Below are 20938 nucleotides of genomic sequence, written 5' to 3'. Positions count from 1 at the left end.
AGCCGGTGAACACTGGTGGTGCTCAGGAGGTGCCGCGGACGTTCGCGGAGCCGAGTGGGCATGTGGCGTCGGAGAGTCCGGTTGAGCAGCCGGTGAACACTGGTGGTGCTCAGGAGGTGCCGCGGACGTTCGCGGAGCCGAGTGGGCATGTGGCGTCGGAGCAGCCGGTTGAGCAGCCGGTGAACACCGGCGGCGCTCACGAGGTGCCGCAGACGTTCACGGCGCCTACTGAGCACGTGGCGTCGGAGCAGCCGGTCGAGCAGGCGCCCGTCAACGCCGGTGTGAGCCATGAGCAGCCGCAGACGTTCGCGCCGGTTGCCGAGCATGTCGCGTCGGAGCAGCCCGTGCACGAGGCGCCTCCGGTGTCCTCCGCCGGTGAGGCTCCGTCCGTCGGTGCCGGGGCGCCGGTGTCCCACGAGTCAACGAATCTCGCTTCGGCCGGTGGTCATCCGGGTGGCGGGATGCCGCTGCCCGATACTCACGTGCCTGCTGCCGGGACGACGCATCTGGACGGCACTCGTATGGCCAGTCCGCCGCCGAGCCGTACCGCTCCTGACCGGGTGTCCGGTTCCCCGGACGACCCCACCGCGCCGGTGACGCCCGCCGACAACCCGGCGGGCACGGTGCCGGGGCAGGCGTCGGCCGCGATGCCGATGGCCGGTGCCGGGTTCACCCCTGGCCCGGTGAGTTCCGGCGGCGGGACGGGCGGACGCCCGAGTGCTTCGGTCCACACGCCGCCGCCCGCCCCGGCGGCCGCGAAGCCGGTGCGCGGGTCCGAGTTCGGGTCGGCCCCGGGTGCGGGGCTGCGGCCCGGTCCGGTCCGGCCGCGGAGTGGTGAGCCGACGGGTACCGGGCGAGGCCCGGTCACCGGCGGAAAGCGGAGCCACGACGAGGCGTTCTCCGCAGGGTCCGAGAACGGCGGGCACGAGGCACCGGTCCAGTACGGCCGGGTCACCCCTTCCCGGAGCGAGGCTCCGGCCACCGGCACCAAGCGCACCCACGAGGACGCGTTCGGCTCGGGCAACGACGAGCACGGCACCGGCACGCCGCAGGACCGGCCGATCCGCACCCCCCGGGGCATGACGGACCGTCCGGCTCCCGAGCACACCCCGGCTCCCGAGCACACCCCCGCTCCCGAGCGGTCCGGTGCCGGGACCAAGCGCGGCCACGACGAGGCGTTCCCGAGCGAGGAGCAGACGCCGCACGGCGACTCCGGTCACGGCGCGAACCCGGACCGGCCGATCCGCAAGGCCCGGGGGATGACCGACCGGCCGACCCTGGACAGTCACCGCTCCGAGTCGGAGCACCCCACCACCGCCGAGCACGAGCAGAAGCAGGAGCACGAGCAGGAGCACCGGGACGAGGACGTCAGCCGCCCGGAGAAGAAGCGGCGGACCCCCGCCCACGAGCGGACCGACGCGGTTCTCCAGGACCGCGGCAAGGTGCGGGCCACCGATGCGCAGCACGAGGACCTGCTGCAGCACCTGGAGGACCAGAAGCGCAGGAGCGCGGGCGACGGGACCGACCCGGCCCTGCGCGAAGAGCCCCACCGCGCGCTGTCGCACGACCTGCTGAAGAACATCAACCCGCACAAGGACTGGGACGCCGACCCGCACCAGGCCCCGAAGGAGGACCTGCACAACTGCCTGGAGGCGACCGGCGCGCTGCACGACACCCACTACGGCAACCCGCGGCCGGCCGACCGCCCGCTGGAGGCGAAGCCGGAGGACCGCGCCGCCTGGACGGTGCTCAAGCAGCAGGGCGCTCCCGCCCTGTTCGGCGAGGGGCAGCACGGCATCGACGCGCTGCACGAGCAGGTCAAGGCGGCCGGTCCGGGCGCCTTCTCCACCGTGCTGACCGGCCGGCCGCCGAAGGAGGGCCACGCCCTGGCCCTCGTCCACGGCCAGGACGGCAAGCTGCGTTGGGCCGACCCCACCACCGGGCACCTCGGCGAAGCCCTGCCCGGCGAGCTCCCTCCGCACATGCACCCGGAGGACAAGGTATGGGGTGCCACCACCGACACCCACGGCATGCCGGTCCCCGGCGGCACCCACGACCGCAGCCTCTTCGAGGACGACGCGCCCCACTTCGGCACCGAGACCCCCGCCCACGACCCGGCGGACGTCCCGGCCCGCGAGCCGAAGCCGATGCGCTGGGTGCCTTCCCCGGACCCGAAGGGCAAGGGGAAGTGGGAGGCGGCCGAGGACGGCGCCACGACCACCACGACGTGGAACGAGTGGAAGGCCCTCCCGGACCGTCGCAAGACGGAGGCCGTGATCGACGTCAACCGGGTCAAGGCCCAGCTGCCCGAGATCGCCAACGAGTTGATGAAGACCAACCATCCGGACCTCGCGGAAGGGGTGCTGCAGCACTTCGAGCTGCCCGAGGCCAGGGACATCAAGGCCAAGGGTGACGAACTGCGTGCCCAGCTGGAGCAGTTCTACGCCCACGACTCCGAGCCGCCCACGGCGGAGCAGGTCCGGCAGGCCAACGAGCGGGCCAACGAGCTGGAGGCCCTGCTGAAGGGCCAGGTCAAGGGCGCCTCGGAGTACGGCGGTCTGTACTCGCTGCGCAACGAGTACGCCCCGCTGATCGGCTTCGCCCACCGCACGATGGAGCACGAGATCCCCTCGGAGGGCTCCTCCGGCGGGCGCGAACGCCCGCCGGTCCCGATCGGGCTCGACCGGGATACCACGCAGAAGCTGGTGGACTTCACCCAGCGGTACCGGCGCACGCACGCGTACGCCGATGTGCTGGAAGGTTCCCAGTGGAAGACGGTGAGCCCCGAGCTCAACAGCCACATCGAGGAACTGAAGGGCAAGGACCCCGCGGAGCGGGACCCGTCCGACGATCCCAACCGGGAGGCGACGCCGGAGGAGATCCAGCAGGCCAGGCTGGCGAGGCAGCAACGCGCCCAGTTCGTCGAGCAGTTGTCGAAGCAGAACCTCGACCGGCTGAAGGAGCAGACGGATCCGCTGGTGGCGGGCGACAAGCAGATGGCCGACCTGTACGGGTCCCTCCAGGACCTGCCGTACCGGCTCAAGCACTCCACCCCCGCCTATCACGCGATCGCCAACTCCGGTGTGCTCTCGTCCCAGGGTGACCTGGGCCGGCGTAGTGCCAACTACCTCGCGTCCGGCAAGAGCAGCGCGAAGAACACCTCCAACCTGGGCAACGACGACTTCGCGTTCTTCCGGATGGAGACGGGTGACGCGGCGATGGCGACCCGGTACGGGCCCACGACGATGGTCTTCGACGCGGACCTGCTGAAGCACTACGACGGCTGGGTCTCCCTGCACGACCAGCTCGAACCGCTGGACCGGCCGGCGATGCAGGAGTTCAAGCTGCCGGGCGAGGACGGCCCGGTGGTGCGCAAGACCGAGTACGCCCCTGGCGTCGGCGAGGCCGGCACCAAGAGCCGGTGGGACCACACGTACCCGGACGGCTCGGAGAAGAAGGTCGGCATGGCCTTCGACCAGGAGGTCTTCAAGGGCAACGATGTGGTCGAGGGGCTCTCGCGGTCGGTGCTGCGTGAGGTGGACCGGGCTGGTGGTCCGCTGAAGGAGCACGCGCTGGCGCTCGGCCAGGCGGTCACGGAGGCGAAGGCGAAACTCGCCTCGGCGAACGGTGACGCCGAGCACGCGGCTGCCGAGAAGGGCCTGGAGAAGGCTCAGGAGGACCTCGGGAAGCTGGTGTCCAGCCTGTACCGGCCCGAGGCGAAGTTCGGCTCCGGGCTGCCCATCGACCCCCGGTTGGAGGCCGACGGCCACCCGCCCACCGACCGTCCGTCCGACCTGCCGCCGTTCCGGCCGATGGCGGTCCACAACGCGCTCGGCGACGGGCGGTACCGGGAGGACGGGACGCTGGACCCGCTGGCGTTCACCGCCGCGCAGAAGGCCGACGCCGTGGCCGACCGGCTGCGCGAGGGCCAGAAGGCCCTCGACCTGGGTAAGGGCCAGAGCCTGAAGGCCTTCGACGACGCGATGCGCCAGTTCAAGCCCGCCCAGGAGTCCGCCCAGATCGCCGTCGACCGCACCAGGGAGTTCCTGGCTGACGCCCAGGCCAACCACGACACCGAACGCGAGGAGCTCGCCACGAGGCTGCTGGTGCAGCGCGAGAAGTCGCTCGCCGAAGTCGAGGAGGCACAGGCGAAGGCCGTGGAGGACCGGCAGAAGCTGTCGGACGAGCGCGCGGCCCAGCGGGTCGCGCAGGAGGCGGAGCGGCAGGCCGAGCGGCAGAAGAAGGAAGAGCTCATCGAGGAGAGCAGGAGGATCAAGGAGGAGGCCGACCGTCGGCGTGCGGAGGCGCTTGCCGCGAGGGGCCAGACGGGCACCTCGCAGGAAAGGGCGACGGGCTCGGTGGACAAGGTCGTGAAGTGGTACGACCGGCAGCTCGCGGCGGAGCGCATGACGACCGACAAGAAGCGCAAGCCACGGACGCCCGACGAGGCCCGCATCCAGGAGCTGGAGGCCGGCCTGCGGGCCGCGCAGGCGGACCAGCAGCAGGTGGAGGCAGGGCTCGACGACGCCGGTGCGGACCAGGTCGCGGGGACCTACGACGCCAAGTTCCAGGAGCTGCTCGCCAGCCTGAAGCGGTAGGAAGGCCGGCCGGGCCGAGCCGCTACCGGCCGGAGGGCCGGTCCGGTTCGGGCCCGCCCGTGCCGTCACCCGTGCGCACGCGGGGCAGTGCGTACGGGTGCTCGTCGCGCAGGTAGGCGATCAGCTGCTCGCGGATCTCGAAGCGCAGCGCCGCCGCGTCGTCGGTGGTCCGGGCCGTCATGGCGGCCCGGACCACCAGGGTGGTCGGGGTGGTGTCGGTGACCTGGAGGGACCATTCCAGGCCGTCCCAGAGCGGGGTGGCCTGGAGCCGCTGGTGGAGGGCGGTGCGGAGGAGGTCCACCGGGGTGGTGTGGTCCAGGTGCAGCACCACCCAGGCGAGCAGGCCGGGGTGCTTGCGGGTCCAGTTCTCGAACGGCCGGCTGACGAAGTAGGAGACCGGGAGGATCAGCCGGCGGTAGTCCCAGAGCCGTACCACCAGGTAGGCGAGGGTGATCTCCTCGACGGTGCCCTGCTGGCCCTCCACCACGACGGTGTCGCCGATCCGGACGGTGTCGCTGAAGGCGATCTGCAGCCCGGCGAAGAAGTTGCCGAGCGTCGACTGCGCGGCGATACCGGCCACGACGGTGAGCAGGCCGGCCGAGGCGAGCAGGCTGGTGCCGAGCGCGCGCATCGCCGCGAAGGTCAGCAGCATCACCGCCACCGTGACCACCGCGATCACCGCGCTGACCACCCGCCGCAGCATGCCGACCTGGGTGCGGACCCGCTGCAGTCTGGCGCTGTCCCCGGCCACCGTCTCGTACCGGCTGAACCCCGCCTCGATCCCCGCCGCCACGATCCTGACGGTCAGCCAGCCCAGGCCCGCGACCAGCACCAGCAGCAGGCCGTGCCGCAGGGTCTCCCCGCGCAGGTCGAGCAGGTGCTCCAGCGGGCGGGTCCCGAGCAGCAGTCCGGCGGCCACCACCACTTGCAGCGGCACCCGGCAGCGGCGCAGCAGCGGCCAGACCGGCGCCTCCGGGTGCCGGTCGGCGACCCGTTGCAGGGTCTGGTCGACCGTCCAGCCGATGGCGAGTGTCGCGGCGACGATGGCGAGGAGCGTGAACAGCGGCAGCCAGACCACGGGGCACCTCGACGGGATCGAGACGGGATCGGAACAGGGGGTTTCGCACCCTACCGTGCCGGTTTGTCCAGTTCCGGCCGCCTGGCCGGGCCGTCCCTCGATCCGCTCGCCGATCCGCCTGCCGATCCGCCCGGTGTGAGGCTTGACCGAGCAAGTAGTTAGGTGCCATATTATCTGCATGGCACAGGATGAGCCGGGCAGTGAAGCGCCCACACTGGATCAGGCCAGGCGTCAGATCGAACACTACGGTCTGGAGGTCGATCCGCAGGCGGTGCTCGTCGCGGTGCGCCTGATGTCGGCGGGTGCCCGGCTCGGCCAGGCGGCCGAGGTGCACTTCTCCCGGTTCGGCCTGTCGGCCGGGCGCTACCGGCTGCTGGCCGACCTGGAGGACTGCGGCGGCGAGAAGTCGCCCTCCCGGCTGGCGGCGAGCCTCGGTGTGTCGCGGGCCACCGTGACCGGCCTCGTCGACGGCCTGGAGCGGGAGGGGCTGGTCGCCCGGCGGGCGTCCGCGGAGGACGGCCGGGCTGCGGTGGTGATCCTCACCGCGCGCGGTGCGCAGCGCCTGCGGGACATGGCGCCCGAGCACTTCGAGCGCCTGCAGGCGGTGGTGGGTGCGCTCACGGTCGCCGAGCGCGGCGTCTTCCTGGATCTGCTCGGACGGGTCGTCCAGGGCGTCGGGGCGCTCACCGAGGAGTAGCGGGCCCGCCGTCCGGGCCTTGCCGGTCACCTGCGCGGTAGGTGGCCGGCCCATTTTTACGACGTTGTAGTTAGGCAGCTAATTACTGGCGGGTCCGAGGACGGGCGCCGCTGGTCGGCGGGCCCCGCCCGCCGGCACGACCCGCTCACCAGCAGAACGGAGAGGCCACCCATGCCTCGGAGCAAAGACCGGACCGGCGGACCCCGTCCGCAGACCTTCACCCTGTGGCGCGAGGTCGCGGTCGCCTACGTGGCACCCGCCCTGACGGCGGGCCTCGGCGGCCTGGCCGGCGGCCGGGCGGACCTCACCGTGGCGGCCTGCACGTCGATCGCCGGGACCTCTGCCGTCGTGGCCCTCCTGACCGGGGCCTGGCTGCAGCGCCACCGCCGCCGACCGCGACCGTGGACGCTGTCGCTGCCACGGGCCGTCCTCGCGCTGGGGCTCGCCGTCGGCGCGGCCGCCGTCGCCGGACTGCTCGGCCTGCTGGCCGCCGACTGGCTGCCCGCGCACACCGGCCTGCCCGACCCCCGGTGGCTCGACCGCCTGCGGACGGACCTGCCGGTCTCCGCCGCGCTGGCCGCCGCCATCGTCAGCTGGCGGTGGCGCGGCACCCGGCAGACCCGCCGCCGTCCCTGAGCCCGCCCGGCCGCCGAGCCCGCCCGGCCGCCGAACCCCCTTCGGGCCCGTTCCGACGGACCGACGACACATCCCCTGCCGGGCCCGTCCCGCAGGGCAGACACGAGGAGTACGCGATGACAGTCATCATGGGAGCGACCGGAGCCACCGGCGGCGCGCTGCTGCAACGCCTGGTCGCGCTCGGGGTGCCGAGCCGCGCGCTGAGCCGTGACCCGGACCGGCTGCGGGCCCGCCTCGGCGGCGCGGCCGGCTCACTGGTCGAGGTCCGGGCGGCCGACGCGGCGGATCCCGCCTCGCTGCGCGCCGCGTTCAAGGGCGCACGCCAGCTCTTCCTCGCCATGGCCAACGGCCCGGAGCAGGTCGAGCTGGAGCAGCGGGCCATCCGTGCCGCCGCCGACAGCGGCATCGAACACATCGTCAAGGTCTCCTCGCCGGCGGCCGAACCGGACTCCCCGGTCGCCGTCGCCCGGGGCCACCACGCCGTCGAGCAGTACCTTGCCGCCGCCGGCCCCGCGTACACGGTGCTGCGCCCGTACGCGTTCATGCAGAACCTGCTGCTGCTCGCACCGGCGATCGCGGCAGGGGGAGCCATCGAGGGCGCGATGCGGGACGCGCCGTGCAACTACGTCGACTGCCGTGACATCGGTGATGTCGCCGCCGAGGTGCTCACCCGTCCCGAACTCGCCGGGCGGGCGTACACGCTGACCGGGCCGCAGGCCGTCAGCCATCCCGGGCTCGCCTCCGCCCTGGGCCTCCTGCTGGGCCGGCCGGTCCCGTGCGCGGACCTGCCCCCGCAGGAGCTGTACGACCGGCTCGTCCGGCGCGCACACCTGCCGGAGTGGCTCGCGGCCCACGTGGTGGAGATCCAGCAGCTCGCCGTGGACCGGCCGGAGGAGCCGACGGACACCGTCGCGCGCCTGCTCGGCCGGGCACCCCGCAGCCTGGACGCCTTCCTGCGCGAGCACCTGGAGCTGTTCCGCACACGGTGAGTCCGGACGGAGCCGTCCGGCAGCCACTCCCGGCGGTGGAGCCGGGGAGACCGGCCGTCGGGAGCGGGGCGGGTCAGGCGACCCGCTCGGCGGCGCTCCGCTCGACGCAGAACTCGTTGCCCTCCACGTCGGCGAGGGTGACCCAGCCGGTGCCGTCGGGGTTGCGCCGGTCGGCGACCAGGGTGGCGCCGAGGGCGAGCAGCCGCTCCACCTCGGCGTCGCGGGTGCGGTCCTTCGGCTGGAGGTCGAAGTGCACCCGGTTCTTGACCGTCTTCTTGTCCGGGACGGTGATGAACAGCAGGGTGATGCCCGCGGCGGCCACCAGCGCCTCCGGATCACCGGGCCGGTCGTCCTCGTTCAAGGGGGCGTCGAGGGCCTCGGCCCAGAAGCTGCCCAGCCGGTACGCGTCGGCGCAGTCCATGGTGATGTGTCGTACGAGAGAAGCCATGCCGGTCACTATGGCGGCGCCGGACGCGCTCGGCAACGGCCTCGGCGCCAGTTCGGGGCGGGGTCTTACAAGATTCCTACGTCGCACGCGGATAGGGTCGGTATCCATGAGCGTGGGTGGTTGGTGGCGTCGCAGCCGGGCGGGTCTGACGAGGCGACGGGCAACGGCCGCGCTGGTGGCCCTGGTGCTGTTCGCCGGAGTCGGGGTGGCGGCCGTCGCCTCGGCCGACGGCCAGGCGGCGGTGCGGGAGGAGGATCGTTTCCTCGCCATGCCCGAGACGCCGGGCAGCAGCCGGCAGATCAGCCTGGACACCTCGTTCTTCACCACCGGCTCCACCCCGCGCCCCGCGATCCTGCTCGCGCACGGCTTCGGCGGCAGCAAGGCCGACGAGCGGGACCGGGCCCGCCAACTGGCCCGGTCCGGGTACGCGGTGCTGACCTGGTCGGCGCGCGGCTTCGGGCACTCCACCGGGCAGATCGGGCTGGACGCGCCCGACCGCGAGATCCAGGACGTCAAGCACCTGGTCGACTGGCTGGCCACCCGCCCCGAAGTCCAGCTGGACGCTCCCGGTGACCCGAGGGTCGGCATCACCGGCGCCTCGTACGGCGGCGGGGCCGCGCTGCTCGGCGCCGCGTACGACCCCCGGATCGACGCCGTGGCAAGCCAGATCACCTGGTGGAACCTGGCGGACGCGCTCTTCCCGCAGGGCGTGAAGGGCGGTACGGCCGAGGACGGGGTGTTCAAGAAGCTCTGGGCCGGGATCTTCTTCACCACCGGTTCGGCCGGCGACCTGACCGGCCCGCCGTCGGCGGCGCCGCCCGCCGACGGCCCGGTCGGCTGCGGCCGGTTCCTGGACGCGCTCTGCGCCATGTACAACCGGGTCGCCACCACCGGGCACGCCGACGCCGACGCCGTCGCGCTGCTGGAGAAGTCCAGCCCGTCGTCGGTCGCGGCCCGGCTCAAGGTGCCGACCCTGGTGGTCCAGGGGCAGCAGGACTCGCTCTTCCCGCTCGACCAGGGCGACGCGATCGCCAAGGCGGTGGCCGCAGGCGGCGCGCCCGTCGGCGTGGACTGGTTCGCCGGCGGCCACGACGGCGGCACCGAGGGCAGCGCGCGGGTCGACTCCCGGGTCACCGGCTGGTTCGACCACTATCTCAAGGGCGCGAAGAACGACACCGGGCCGGCCTTCCGGGTCACCCGGACCGGTGGCGTGGACTCCACCGGGTTCCAGGCCGTGCTGCGCGGCGCGGACGCCGACGCCTACCCGGGCCTGGCCGGCACCGGCTCCCGCGGCTTCGAGCTCAAGGGCGGCGAGCAGACGGTCGCCAACCCGCCGGGCGGCGCGCCGCCCAACATCTCCACCCTCCCCGGCATCGGCGCGCTCTCCCAGCTCGCCTCGCTCGGCGGCGGCATCTCGCTCGACTTCCCGGGCCAGTACGCGCGGTTCGACTCCGCGCCGCTGGACACCGCGCTCGACCTGACCGGCGCGCCCACCGTCTCCGTCCGGGTCCAGGCCGACCGGCCGGACGCCGTGCTCTTCGCCAAGCTCTACGACCTCGGCCCGGACGGCAAGCAGACCCTGCCCCAGCAACTGGTCGCGCCGCTGCGGGTGACCGGCGCCGACGTACCCGGCGGCCGGACCGTCGAGATCGCGCTGCCGGCCGTCGACCACACCTTCCCCGCCGGGCACCGGCTCAGGCTGGTGCTGGCCGCCACCGACCTGGCGTACGCCTCGCCCGCCCAGCCCGCCACCTACCGGATCTCGGCGGCCGGCCCGCTGGCCGCCCCGACGGTGACCGGGCTGCGGACCGAGGCCGCCCCGCTGCCCGCCCGCACCTGGCTGCTGCCGCTGCTGGCGGTGCTGGTGGCGGCGGTCCTGCTGCTGGGCCGCCGGGGGCTGAGCCTGAGCCGCCGTCGGAAGGCGGACGCACCCGACCCGGCCCTCGCCGGCGTCCCGCTGCAGATCACCGGCCTGAGCAAGCGCTACCGGGGCGCCACCGACCGGTACGCCGTCCGCGACCTCTCCTTCCGGGTGGAGCAGGGCCAGGTGCTCGGGCTGCTCGGCCCGAACGGCGCCGGCAAGACCACCACCCTGCGGATGCTGATGGGCCTGATCCGCCCGGACGCCGGGGAGATCCGGCTGTTCGGCCACGCCGTACGCCCCGGCGCGCCGGTGCTCTCGCGGGTCGGCTCCTTCGTCGAGGGCGCCGGCTTCCTGCCGCACCTCACCGGCCGGGCCAACCTGCACCTCTACTGGCAGGCCACCGGCCGCCCGGCCGAGGACGCCCGCTTCGACGAGGCGCTCGCCATCGCCGACCTCGGCGAAGCGCTGGACCGCGCCGTCCGCACCTACTCCCAGGGCATGCGCCAGCGGCTGGCCATCGCCCAGGCCATGCTCGGGATGCCGGACCTGCTGATCCTGGACGAACCGACCAACGGGCTCGACCCGCCGCAGATCCGCGAGATGCGCGAGGTGATGATCCGGTACGCCGCCGCCGGGCGCACCGTCATCGTCTCCAGCCACCTGCTCTCCGAGGTCGAGCAGAGCTGCACCCACCTGGTGGTGATGGACCGCGGCCGGCTGGTCAGCGCGGGCGCCGTCGCCGAGATCGTCGGCGGGGGCGAGCTGCTGCTGGTCGGCACCCCGCCGGGCTACGGCCCGGACGAGCTCGCGGTGGCCGCCGCGAAGGCGGCCGACCTGCCGGGTGTCGGCGCCGTCGAGGCGGCCGAGCAGGGGCTGCTGGTACGGCTGGACGGCATGACGGCGAGCCGGCTGGTCGCCGAGCTCGTCCGGCTCGGCGTCCCGGTCGAGGCCGTCGGCCCGCACCGCCGCCTGGAGGACGCGTTCCTGTCGCTGATCGGAGGCTCCTCGTGAGCAGCACTGTGAGTCCCGTCGACGTGAGCCCCGCCGACCACGCGCCGGGCTACCAGGCCCGCCGCACGCTGCCGTTGCGGGTGGAGGCCGTCCGCCAGCTGCGGCGCCGGCGGACGATGGTGATCGCCGGGGTGCTGGCGGCGATGCCGTTCATCGTCCTGCTGGCCTTCCAGATCGGCGGCACCCCGAGCCGCCCGGACCGGACCACCTTCATCGACCTGGCCACCGCCTCCGGGCCGAACTTCGCCGCCACCATGCTCTTCATGGGCACCGGCTTCCTGCTGGTCATCCCGGTGGCGCTGTTCTGCGGCGACACCGTCGCCTCGGAGGCGAGCTGGTCCTCGCTGCGCTACCTGCTGGCCGCGCCGGTGCCCCGGGCCCGGCTGCTGGCCCGGAAGTTCACCGTCGGGCTGGCCTTCTCGGCGGCCGCCATCGTGCTGCTCCCGCTGCTCGGGCTCGCGGTCGGCACGGCCGCGTACGGCTGGGGCGACCTCAAGCTGCCGACCGGCGCCAGCCTGCCCGCCTCCGTCGCGCTGCCCCGGCTCGCGATCGCGGTGGCCTTCGTCATCCTGAGCGAACTGGTCATCGCCGCACTGGCGTTCTGGCTCTCCACCGCCACCGACGCCCCGCTCGGCGCGGTCGGCGGGGCGGTCTTCCTGTCGATCATCACCGGCGTGCTCGACGCGGTCACCGCGCTCGGCGGCCTGCGCGAGTGGCTCCCCGCCCACTGGCAGTACGCCTGGGCGGACGCCCTGCAGCCCCAACTGGAGTGGGGCGGCATGCTCCAGGGCGTCTCCCTCTCGGTGAGCTACTCGATCGTGCTGCTCGCGCTCGCCTTCCGCGGCTTCGCCCGCAAGGACGTGGTGTCCTGACCGGACAGGCAGCTCGGCCCGGGACAGTGCGACCAGCAGGTCAGCCGGTGAGGACGGCCGGCAGCGCGGCGGCGCTCTTGAGCAGGTCGACGTGCCCGGTGATGGTGAACAGCGGCTGGCCGTTGTCCACCGGCTGGTCGTCGAACGCCGAGGTGAAGGCATCCGCGCCCATCTGGGTCAGGTTGCCGGACACGCCCACCGCGTCCACCCCGGTGAGGCCCACCTTCACCTGGTCGGTGTCGACCGCGTAGGTGGCGAGGTCGATGTTGGTCGGTGCCGAGCCGTTGAGCGTCTCGTCGGCGGTGATCGTACGGCGGGTCAGGTTGCTGTAGAGGTTGGAGAACTCCAGCCGGTTCTGGTCGGACTCCCGGGTGAAGGAGAAACCGCCGTCCAGCGGGGCACCACCCGACACGAGGTCCAGCGAGATGGCACCCTTCGAGATCGGCATCGTGACGCACGGCGTCGGGCCGCTGGTGTCGAGGACGGCAGGAGCCGTAGCCGTCATGATCACCTTGTCGGTGGCGAAGGTCTTGGCGGCGGCCGGGCTGAGGCAGAAGGTGGCCTGCCCCTTGACCGGGATCTCCGGTCCGGCCGCGCCCGCCGGGGCGGCCATGGCCAGCATGGCGGTCAGGCCGAGGGCGAGTGCGGTGGTCGTGAGTGCTGTGCGGCGCACGGTGCTTCTCCTACGGAGTGTCATGGGCGGGGCAGGCGTGGAGTCTCCGGCCTGGAAACGAACGCGGCGCCTGCCGGTCACGGGCCCGCCCCTGATGGGTGATCGAACTCTGCCCCGCCCCGGGACTCACCAGGCCTCGCCCGAACCGCCGAACCGGCCGCTGCCCCCGGCGCCCGGCTGGAACCGACCGGACAGCCGCTGCGGTAAACCCATTGGCGGGACCGCCCGGGATCGCTAGAGTCGGCCGCACGCGGGGCGGCTCCGCGGCGTGCTTCCTTCTCCTTCCTCACCGAAAATGAACAGTGCGCCCCCTCTCCGCCCCGCCCCGTCGTTTCTTCAGGGCCCAGGGGGACCTATCCGTACGATCCGAGCCGTCTCGGCCGTCGCCGACGTCGACCTCGATGCGTTCCTGCTCCGCCGCCGCCGCGCCGTGTGCGTGCCGGAGGAGCTGCGCCAGCCGGCCGCCGACCCGTGGAGCGCCGCCGGGCTGACCGCCCTGGACGCCGACCTGGTCGAGCGGGGGCACATCCTCACCGAGCAACTGCGGGCGGCGCTCGGGCTGCTGGGCCCGGCGGACCTCGCGCTGACCGGGAGCGGGCTGCTCGCCCGGATCGACGCGCAGCTCGGCGCGGACCGCAAGCACCGGCCGCTGTTCCACCGCTTCCCCGACGGCGTGCCCACCCACGCCCAGCTCTTCTTCTCCGTCCACATCCAGGCCTTCCTGCGCAACCAGCCCAGGCAGCCCTGCACCCGCTGCGGCCGGACGGCCGCCGAGGCCGGCATCGGCGCCCTCGCGCCCTGCGCCCACCTGCTCTGCGTCAGCTGCCTGGAGGCGCTCGAAGCCGCCGGTGAGGCCTCGGCCTGCCCGTTCTGCGGGTCGGAACTGACGGCCGGTACGGCACTCCAGGCCGGCGTGACCGGCGCCCCGGACCCGCGCTACCTGGCGGCCGACTCCCGGGCCGTCCGCCAGGCGGCCGAGGAGTTCGGCGTCCAGCGGACCCTCCAGCCGCTCCGGCTGGCCCCGGGCGGCGACACCCGGACGGCCGCGCTGCTCGAACTGGACCGGCTGCTCACCCGCCGCACCCCGCTCTCCCCGGAGGACCGTGAGGACCTCGCGGCCCTGCTCGCGCACGCCCCGGCCGGGCTCGCGGACGCCCTGCCCGCGCAGATACCCGTCCGGGAGACCAAGGCCAGTGTGCTGGCCGCCGTCCTGAGCCGTGACCCGGAGCGGGCCCGCACGCTGCTCGCCGAGCGGGTCGACACCGCCACCGACGTGCTGCGGCTGCTCTGGGCCTGGTCCGGCGCGGAGCCCGACCTGCTGCCCGCCTCCGCACCCCGGCTGCGGACCCTGCCCCGCCCGGTCCGCCGCGACCTGCTGGCCGTCCTGGACGCCCTGCCGCTGGCCGCCGTGGCCGAGGACCTCCGCCGGCACCGCTCGGCCTGGCTGCGGGCGGGCGAGCTGCTGCACCCGTTCGAGTACCGCCGCCGCTACCCGAACGTGGCCGCCGCCTTCGTCCTGCTGCGCCAGACCGACCTGGTGGAGCACCCGGTGGGCGCCGAGTTCGCCGAGCCGCCCGCGCCGCTGCGGGTGCACAAGACGGGTACGGCCACCCGGCTCGGGTTCACCGGCTTCGGCGGCGAGGTCGAGACCCGGCTCGCGGCCGGCGACCTCGCGGGCGCCACCGCCGTGCTGGCCCGGCGGCCGGGAGAACTGGTCCGCCGCCTGCACCACCTGCTGCGCGTGCACGCCGACACGGCCCCCGGCGCCCCGCTGCCCGAGGACTTCCTGCCCACCGTCGAGCGGGCCCTGCGGCAGGTCGCGCCCGGCCCGCTGCTCGGCGCGTACGGGCGGCTGCGCGGCCCCCGCAGCGCGGGCGAACGCCGCCTGTACTTCCCGCGCGGCAAGGTCGCCCTGGCCCATGCCCGGGAGGACGGCGGCACCCTGGTGACCGCCGGGCTGAGCCGCCCGGTCTGCGCGTCGATCGAATCCGAGCTGCTCCGGCGGGCGGCGGGGGAGCGCTACGAACTGGCCGTCCTGGACGAAGGCCTGGCCGACCTGGTGGTGCCGTTCGGTGAGCGCGCCACGGCCAGGACCCTGGTCTCCGTACCGCGCGGCAGCATCCAGCGGCTGCCCGGGACGGGCCGGCTGCGGCTGTTCGTGCACTGGATGCAGCCCGAGCACCTGCGGGTCGACCTGGACCTCTCGGTCGCGCTGTACGACGCCGACTGGCGTTTCGTCGGCCTCTGCGACTACACCCAGCTGGTGTACGGCGACCGGGCGGCCGTGCACTCCGGCGACTACGTCAGCGCGCCGCCGCCGGACGGCGCGACCGAGTTCGTCGACCTGGACCCGGACGCGCTCGCCGCCGCCGGGGCCCGGCACGCCGTGGTGATCGTCTTCAGCTACAACGACGTCTCCTTCGAGCAGCTCACCGAGGCGTTCACCGGCTTCCTCGAACTGGACGCCGGCCCGGACGCCGCCGACGCCGCCGCCCGGGCCACCGGCCCGTACTACCGCAAGGCCGTCCGGCAGCGGATGGACCTGGCCGGGGACGCCAAGGTCTGCGTCCCGATGATCGTCGACCTGGCGGAGCGCCGGTACACCTGGACCGACCTCAACACCTCCGACAGCGGCGGATTCCACAGCGTCCGCCGGCACCACGAGGAGGTCGGCCGGCTCGCCGCCGACGTCCTCGCACACTTCTCGCCGGGCAGCCGGGCCACCCTCTGGGACCTGGCCTGCGCGGTCGCGGCGGCCGGCACCGACGAGGTGCTGGTGCGCGGCCGGGCCGGGCAGCCCGTCCGCACCTGGCGCCGGGCCGAGGGCGAGCCGGCCGGGGAGTTCGCCTCCCGGCTGCGGGCCCTGCGGTCGCCGGACGGCCAGGGGCACACCTCCACCGCCGGGCTGACGGCCGCGCTCGCCGGCCGGCACGCCTTCCTCGGCCTGGTCGACGGCGACATCCCCGCCCCCGACGGCCTCTCGGGCACCGCGTACCGGCTCTACCCCGGCCCGCTGGACGCAGCGCCCGAGACCCTCGACCGGCTCACGGCGGGCGACCTGGTGGCCCGGTTCGGGCCGGTGCAGGCCGTCCGCCCACCGGGCGCCGACCTGCCCTGACCGGACCGGCTCCGCGCGGCAGCCCGGCGCGGACGGTGATCACGCCGGCCGCACCGGCTCCGCGCGGCCCGGAGCGGCAGACCGGTGCGGACGGGCGATCACGCCGGCCGTGGATGGGCGATGATGGAGGCCCGCCCCAGACCGTCACCGAAGGATCCACCCGTGGCACAGATCGTCCTCTTCCACTCCGCGTACGGCCTGCGCCCGGCCGTGCACGCCGCCGCCGAGCGCCTGCGCGCGGCCGGGCACCAGGTGCTCGCGCCGGACCTCTACGACGGCCGGGTCTTCGACACCGTCGAGGAGGGGATGGCCTACCAGGACGAGGTCACCACCGACGAGCTGCTCCGACGCGCCGTCACCTCGGTCGTCCCGCTGCTGACCCCCGTCGACGGCGTGGCGCCGGAGGGCGTGGTCTACGCGGGCTTCTCGCTCGGCGGCGCCCTCGCCCAGAACCTCGCCCTCGCGGACGAGCGGGCCCGGGGCCTGCTGCTCCTGCACGGCACCTCCGACATCCGGGACGACGCCGCGACCTCCGTCCCCGTCCAGCTGCACGTCGCCGAGCCGGACCCGTTCGAGCCGGAGGACTGGCTGAACGCCTGGTACCTGCGGATGCTCAAGGCGGGCGCCGAGGTCGAGGTGCACCGCTACCGGGGCGCCGGGCACGTCTTCACCGACCCCGAGCTGCCCGACTACGACGCCGAGGCCGCCGAGCAGACCTGGGCCGCCGCCCTCGCCTTCCTCACCGAGCTGGACGGCTGACACCCCGTGGCCGGGGCCGGCTACTCGGGCACGCCGCTGCCGCGCAAGCTCGGCATCAAGCCCGGGTGCGTCCTGCTGCTGCACGGCGCGCCGCCCGGCTTCGCCGTCCCCGGCCTGCCGGACGGCGTTGTGCGGCAGGTGCTGCCCGACGCCGCCGAACCGTTCGACGTGGCGGTGTGGTTCCCGGCGGACCGTGCCGAGTTCGAGCGCCGGCTCCCCGAGCTGCGGGCGGCGATGGGCCAGGCCGCCGGGCTCTGGACGGCCTGGCCGAAGAAGGCGGCCGGGATCCCGACCGACCTGGGCGAGGACGTCTTCCGCGAGGTCGCGCTGCCGACCGGCCTGGTGGACAACAAGGTCTGCGCGATCGACGCGACCTACAGCGGCCTGCGGCTGGTCATCCGCCGGGAGCTCAGGCGCTGAGGCGGGGAGGGCCTGCGGCGCCGACGGCGCCCCGGCCGAACGTTCACAGGAGGCAGGCGACCGCCGTCCGATCACGCGTCACCCGGTCCGGAACCCTTGACACGTGCTCATGTTCCTGACAGCAGTGGCACTGCACCACTCCCACGAACGGCACCACTCTCCCAAGGGGGCGATGGGCGGATGACCGAGCCTGAGAGCGCGGAGTACGACTACGACGTCGTCATCAGCGGAGCCGGCCTCGCCGGCAGCGCCGCGGCGACCCTGCTCGCGCGACGCGGTGTCCGCGTCGCACTGCTGGAACGCCGCTCGGACGCCGAGGCGTACAAGGTGCTCTGCACCCACTCCCTCACGGCCAACGCCTACCCGGTGCTGGACGAACTCGGCCTCGTCCCCGCGCTGGAGGAGGCCGGAGCCGTCCGCAACGACGCCCGCTGGTACACCCGTTGGGGCTGGATAGAGCCGAGGGCGGCGCCGGGCGGCCCCGAGCTGCCGTACGCGTACAACGTCCGGCGCAGCACCCTCGACCCGTTGATCAGGGCCCACGCGGCCGGGACCCCCGGCGTCGACCTGCTCCTCGGCCACCAGGTGACCGGGCTGCTCCGGGAAGCCGGGCGGACCGTGGGGGTGCGCGTGTCGACGCCGCAGGGCGGGCGTGAGATCCGGGCCCGCCTGGTGGTCGGTGCGGACGGCAAGGACTCGGCCGTGGCGAAGTTCGCCGGGGTGCCCGCCCGGCAGCACGAGAACGCGCGGTTCGGCTACCTCGCGCACTTCCGCGATCTTCCGCTGCACGGCGGGATCGGTCAGACCTGGTTCCTCGAACCCGACATGGCGTACGCGTTCCCCAACGACGACGGAGTGACGGTCCTGGCGGTGCTCCCGGACAAGAAGCGGCTGCCGGCCTTCCGGGAGGACCTGGAGGGCAGCTTCCTCGCGTTCGTCCGGGCCCTGCCCGAGGCGCCGCCCGTCGACTCCGCCGAACGCGTCTCGAAGATCATCGGCACCGTCGACCACCCGCTCCACAGCCGCAGGCCGACCGCGCCGGGCGTGGCTCTCATCGGCGACGCCGCCCTGACCGGCGATCCCCTGTGGGGGGTGGGCTGCGGGTGGGCCCTGCAGTCCGCGCACTGGTTGGCCGAGGCGGTCGCCCCGGCCGCAGCCGGCCGGGGTGACCTCGGCAAGTCGCTCGCGGTGTACGCACGCAGGCACCGGCGCACGCTGCGCGGTCACCAGTTCCTGTCCGCCGACTACGCCAAGGGCCGTCCGTTCAACCCCCTGGAGCGGCTGATGTTCTCGGCGGCGGCGCGCGACGAGTCCCTGGCACGGCACATGTACCTGTTCGCATCCCGCCTGATCGGCCCGCTGCGCTTCCTGAACCCCCTGGCCCTGGCCAAGGCCTCGGCCGTCAACCTCAGGCACCGCGGGGCGTCCGTGCCCCCTGCGCGCGCGTCACGCACCGGGTCGTGACCGGCCGCGCGCCGAGTCCCTGATCCGCCTCACGTCGGCCGGTCGCCGGGGAGCTTCGAGCGAAGGCCTGGCGGAGCCGACAGGATGGTGCGATCATCCATCGATCGTTCCCGGTCCACGATGACGGCCGGACCCGGACCGGACAGGGGTGGACGTGCCCAGCACCGAACTGAGCCACAGCTACGACATCGCGGCGACGCCCGCCGCCGTGCTCGCCCATCTGGCGGACCCCGGGAACTACATCGGGCTCTCCCCGCTGCTCGTGGACGTGCGGGAGGTGCGGTCCGAGGGCGGGGTCACGCACTACGCGGCCGTCGAGCGCTTCCGGTTCCTCGGGCTGGTCCGGCACGACAACGTCATCCAGGTCAGCCTGCGCACCGAGGACGCCCGGCTGCCGGACGAGGCGACGGTCAGCGGCGAGGTGGTCAGCCCCGGCGGCGTGCGGATGGACTACCGCTTCGCCGTCACCGCCCGAGGCGACGGCGGCTCCCTGGTGGTCGACCGACTGCGGCTGCACGCGCCGTTCGGCCTGCTCCGCTATGCGGCGGGGAAGGCCGGAGCGGTGCAGGCCGAGCGCGGCCGGGTGCTGGCCCGGCGGCTGGGCGGCGGCACCTGAGGAACCCGGCCGGGGCCGATGCCCGCCCGGCGGGGCGGGGTCAGTGCGTGGGCGCCTCGGGCGGAACGGCCGGGTAGGCGTACGCGGCCGGCGGCGGCGGGGCGTACCCGGGCTGCTGCTGCGGGTACGGCGCGTAGCCGGGCGGTGCGGCGGGCGGCGTGCCGGGCAGGCCGGCCGGCGGGCCGCTGCGGCGTACGGTGGCGACGACCACCAGCGCGAAGACCACTGCGAGGCCGATCTGCGCGATCTCGTCCAGGTTGAGCAGCAGGTGGTTGAGCGGCTCGGCGAACCCGTGCCGCGACTCGGCCGATCCGGTCAGCTGGGGCACCAGGACCGAGAACGAGTTGTACGCGCCGGTCAGCAGCAGCACCGTCCCCGCCGGGCGGATCCAGCCGCGTCCGGCGAACGCCGCGACGGCCATCACGATCAGCGCCACACAGACGGCGGTGTCGCCCCCGACGAAGCCGATCGGCGCGTCGGTGTTGAGATGGGAGTAGGTGAGACCCAGCGCGTCCAGCAGGTAGCCCGGGCCCTGCTGGTCGAGGTCGAATCCCAGCACCGCCAGTTCGAGCACCAGGCCGACGATCAGGAGCACGGCCAGCCCCGGCAGCGCCCGAGCACGATCGCGGACGGGCGGCGCCGGAAATCCTCCAGCGGGTGGGGCGTAACTCATCGGATACCTCCTAAGGAAACCCCGGCCTTCAGGCCGGGGAGGAATTGGATCGCCCGCGATGGGGGCACCCCCGGCCGGAGCCTGGGGAAGGGGCTGCGGGCTGCGATTCGCCTCCAAGGCGGGCCGTAGTGCCGTGACCTAAGGGATTTGATCTGTCACTGACGGTCACGCTAGGTTGTGAGGCATGGCCACGGCTCATGTGAAGCGGGCGTATCGGTACCGCTTCTATCCGACGGATGCGCAGGCGGCCGAGCTGTCGCGGACCTTCGGCTGTGTCCGGAAGGTCTACAACATGGCGTTGCAGGCCCGGACCGAGGCGTGGACGGTGCGCCGGGAGCGGGTCAACTACAACGCCACCAGCGCGATGCTGACGGCCTGGAAGAAGACCGGGGATCTGGCGTACCTGGCGGAGGTGTCGTCGGTTCCGCTCCAGCAGGCGTTGCGGCACTTGCAGGGGGCGTTCACCAGCTTCTGGAGCAAGCGCGCCAAGTACCCGACGTTCAAGTCGAAGCGGAAGTCCCGCCGGTCCGCCGAGTACACCTCCAGCGCGTTCCGCTTCCGGGGCGGCTCGCTGACCCTGGCGAAGATGACCGAGCCCCTGGCCGTCGTCTGGTCCCGGCCGCTGCCGGACGGCGCGCAGCCGTCCACGGTGACCGTGTCCCAGGACGGTGCGGGGCGCTGGTTCGTTGCCCTGCTGTGCGGGGACCGGCCCGCTATGGCGTCGCCGGTGAACGCGGCGGTGGGGATCGATGCCGGGATCACCAGTCTGGTGACGCTCTCCACCGGGGAGAAGGTCGCCAACCCGAGGTTCGAGCGTGCCGGCCGCGCCCGCCTGGCCAAGGCCCAGCGGGAGCTTTCCCGTAAGGCCGAGGGCTCCAACAACCGGCACAAGGCGCGGCTCAGGGTCGCCCGTGTGCACGCGCGTATCGCCGACCGGCGCAGGGACTTCCTGCACAAGCTCACCACCCGACTCGTCCGCGAGAACCAAACGGTCGTGATCGAGGACCTGACGGTCCGCAACA

16 protein-coding genes are annotated in these 20938 nt (G+C 73.8%); 12 read left to right on the top strand and 4 right to left on the bottom strand.

Annotated features, from left to right (window positions below; all coding sequences use genetic code 11):
* The first annotated feature begins 560 nt into the window (after nt 1-560).
* On the top strand, nt 561-4598 hold the full coding sequence (locus tag ABD330_RS30635) for a toxin glutamine deamidase domain-containing protein (RefSeq protein ID WP_344469564.1): 4038 nt from the start codon (nt 561-563) through the stop codon (nt 4596-4598).
* 22 nt (nt 4599-4620) lie between these two features.
* Here the strand turns inward: ABD330_RS30635 and ABD330_RS30630 are convergent, their stop codons facing one another.
* Nucleotides 4621-5676 (bottom strand): mechanosensitive ion channel family protein, encoded by a 1056-nt coding sequence (locus ABD330_RS30630; RefSeq protein WP_344469563.1) that lies wholly within the window; start codon nt 5674-5676, stop codon nt 4621-4623.
* Between the two features lie 178 nt (nt 5677-5854).
* Here ABD330_RS30630 and ABD330_RS30625 point away from each other — a divergent pair, with 178 nt between their 5' ends.
* The 3 genes from ABD330_RS30625 to ABD330_RS30615 all read left to right on the top strand — a co-directional run bounded on the left by ABD330_RS30625 (nt 5855) and on the right by ABD330_RS30615 (nt 7998).
* The gene (locus ABD330_RS30625) at nt 5855-6373 is read left to right on the top strand and encodes a MarR family winged helix-turn-helix transcriptional regulator (protein WP_344469562.1); all 519 of its coding nucleotides are present in this window, start codon (nt 5855-5857) and stop codon (nt 6371-6373) included.
* 171 nt (nt 6374-6544) lie between these two features.
* Nucleotides 6545-7009 (top strand): hypothetical protein, encoded by a 465-nt coding sequence (locus ABD330_RS30620; protein ID WP_344469561.1) that lies wholly within the window; start codon nt 6545-6547, stop codon nt 7007-7009.
* A gap of 116 nt (nt 7010-7125) precedes the next feature.
* Nucleotides 7126-7998 carry an NmrA family NAD(P)-binding protein gene (locus tag ABD330_RS30615; protein ID WP_344469560.1) on the top strand — a complete coding sequence of 291 codons (873 nt, stop codon included), beginning with the start codon at nt 7126-7128 and terminating at the stop codon, nt 7996-7998.
* A 73-nt stretch (nt 7999-8071) separates the two neighbouring features.
* Here ABD330_RS30615 and ABD330_RS30610 read toward each other — a convergent pair whose 3' ends face one another.
* Nucleotides 8072-8446: a VOC family protein gene (locus ABD330_RS30610; protein WP_344469559.1), complete on the bottom strand. Its 375-nt coding sequence runs from the start codon at nt 8444-8446 to the stop codon at nt 8072-8074.
* 106 nt (nt 8447-8552) lie between these two features.
* Between ABD330_RS30610 and ABD330_RS30605 the strand changes: the two genes are divergently transcribed.
* Together ABD330_RS30605 and ABD330_RS30600 are read left to right on the top strand one after the other, a co-directional pair.
* A complete protein-coding gene (locus ABD330_RS30605) occupies nt 8553-11321 on the top strand; it encodes an alpha/beta fold hydrolase (protein ID WP_344469558.1) in 2769 nt (922 codons plus the stop codon).
* A complete protein-coding gene (locus tag ABD330_RS30600; RefSeq protein ID WP_344469557.1) occupies nt 11318-12193 on the top strand; it encodes an ABC transporter permease in 876 nt (291 codons plus the stop codon). Before ABD330_RS30605 ends, ABD330_RS30600 begins: the two co-directional genes overlap by 4 nt.
* 40 nt (nt 12194-12233) lie before the next feature.
* Here the strand turns inward: ABD330_RS30600 and ABD330_RS30595 are convergent, their stop codons facing one another.
* A complete protein-coding gene (locus tag ABD330_RS30595) occupies nt 12234-12866 on the bottom strand; it encodes a hypothetical protein (RefSeq protein WP_344469556.1) in 633 nt (210 codons plus the stop codon).
* Nucleotides 12867-13161: 295 nt separating this feature from the next.
* On the opposite strand from ABD330_RS30595, the gene ABD330_RS30590 reads away from it, so the two are divergent.
* The 5 genes from ABD330_RS30590 to ABD330_RS30570 all read left to right on the top strand — a co-directional run bounded on the left by ABD330_RS30590 (nt 13162) and on the right by ABD330_RS30570 (nt 19243).
* Nucleotides 13162-15984, top strand: coding sequence for an MXAN_6230/SCO0854 family RING domain-containing protein (locus ABD330_RS30590; protein ID WP_344469555.1), 2823 nt, complete (start codon nt 13162-13164; stop codon nt 15982-15984).
* Nucleotides 15985-16107: 123 nt separating this feature from the next.
* Nucleotides 16108-16743, top strand: coding sequence for a dienelactone hydrolase family protein (locus ABD330_RS30585; protein ID WP_344469565.1), 636 nt, complete (start codon nt 16108-16110; stop codon nt 16741-16743).
* A 6-nt stretch (nt 16744-16749) separates the two neighbouring features.
* Nucleotides 16750-17163, top strand: a complete 414-nt coding sequence (locus tag ABD330_RS30580; protein WP_344469554.1) for a DUF3052 domain-containing protein — start codon at nt 16750-16752, stop codon at nt 17161-17163.
* A gap of 180 nt (nt 17164-17343) precedes the next feature.
* Nucleotides 17344-18627, top strand: a complete 1284-nt coding sequence (locus ABD330_RS30575) for an NAD(P)/FAD-dependent oxidoreductase (protein ID WP_344469553.1) — start codon at nt 17344-17346, stop codon at nt 18625-18627.
* Nucleotides 18628-18781: 154 nt separating this feature from the next.
* A complete protein-coding gene (locus ABD330_RS30570; protein WP_344469552.1) occupies nt 18782-19243 on the top strand; it encodes an SRPBCC family protein in 462 nt (153 codons plus the stop codon).
* 40 nt (nt 19244-19283) lie between these two features.
* On the opposite strand, the gene ABD330_RS30565 is transcribed toward ABD330_RS30570, so the two are convergent.
* Nucleotides 19284-19916: a hypothetical protein gene (locus tag ABD330_RS30565; RefSeq protein ID WP_344469551.1), complete on the bottom strand. Its 633-nt coding sequence runs from the start codon at nt 19914-19916 to the stop codon at nt 19284-19286.
* Between the two features lie 184 nt (nt 19917-20100).
* Between ABD330_RS30565 and ABD330_RS30560 the strand changes: the two genes are divergently transcribed.
* The coding region (locus tag ABD330_RS30560; RefSeq protein WP_344469550.1) for an RNA-guided endonuclease InsQ/TnpB family protein at nt 20101-20938 on the top strand (838 nt) is incomplete at its 3' end.

It is taken from the genome of Kitasatospora kazusensis (assembly GCF_039529945.1).
GTDB lineage: Bacteria > Actinomycetota > Actinomycetes > Streptomycetales > Streptomycetaceae > Kitasatospora > Kitasatospora kazusensis.
Note: the sequence above shows the minus strand (reverse complement) of the source record. Positions and strands in the feature narration are given on the sequence as shown.

Bases quoted from the DNA above. Each gene is read 5' to 3' on its own strand.
- ABD330_RS30625 (WP_344469562.1), top strand. From the start codon at position 5,855: ATGGCACAGGATGAGCCGGGCAGTGAAGCGCCCACACTGGATCAGGCC.
- ABD330_RS30610 (WP_344469559.1), bottom strand. From the start codon at position 8,446: ATGGCTTCTCTCGTACGACACATCACCATGGACTGCGCCGACGCGTAC.
- ABD330_RS30565 (WP_344469551.1), bottom strand. From the start codon at position 19,916: ATGAGTTACGCCCCACCCGCTGGAGGATTTCCGGCGCCGCCCGTCCGC.
- ABD330_RS30590 (WP_344469555.1), top strand. From the start codon at position 13,162: ATGAACAGTGCGCCCCCTCTCCGCCCCGCCCCGTCGTTTCTTCAGGGC.
- ABD330_RS30615 (WP_344469560.1), top strand. From the start codon at position 7,126: ATGACAGTCATCATGGGAGCGACCGGAGCCACCGGCGGCGCGCTGCTG.
- ABD330_RS30585 (WP_344469565.1), top strand. From the start codon at position 16,108: ATGGAGGCCCGCCCCAGACCGTCACCGAAGGATCCACCCGTGGCACAG.
- ABD330_RS30605 (WP_344469558.1), top strand. From the start codon at position 8,553: ATGAGCGTGGGTGGTTGGTGGCGTCGCAGCCGGGCGGGTCTGACGAGG.
- ABD330_RS30620 (WP_344469561.1), top strand. From the start codon at position 6,545: ATGCCTCGGAGCAAAGACCGGACCGGCGGACCCCGTCCGCAGACCTTC.
- ABD330_RS30575 (WP_344469553.1), top strand. From the start codon at position 17,344: ATGACCGAGCCTGAGAGCGCGGAGTACGACTACGACGTCGTCATCAGC.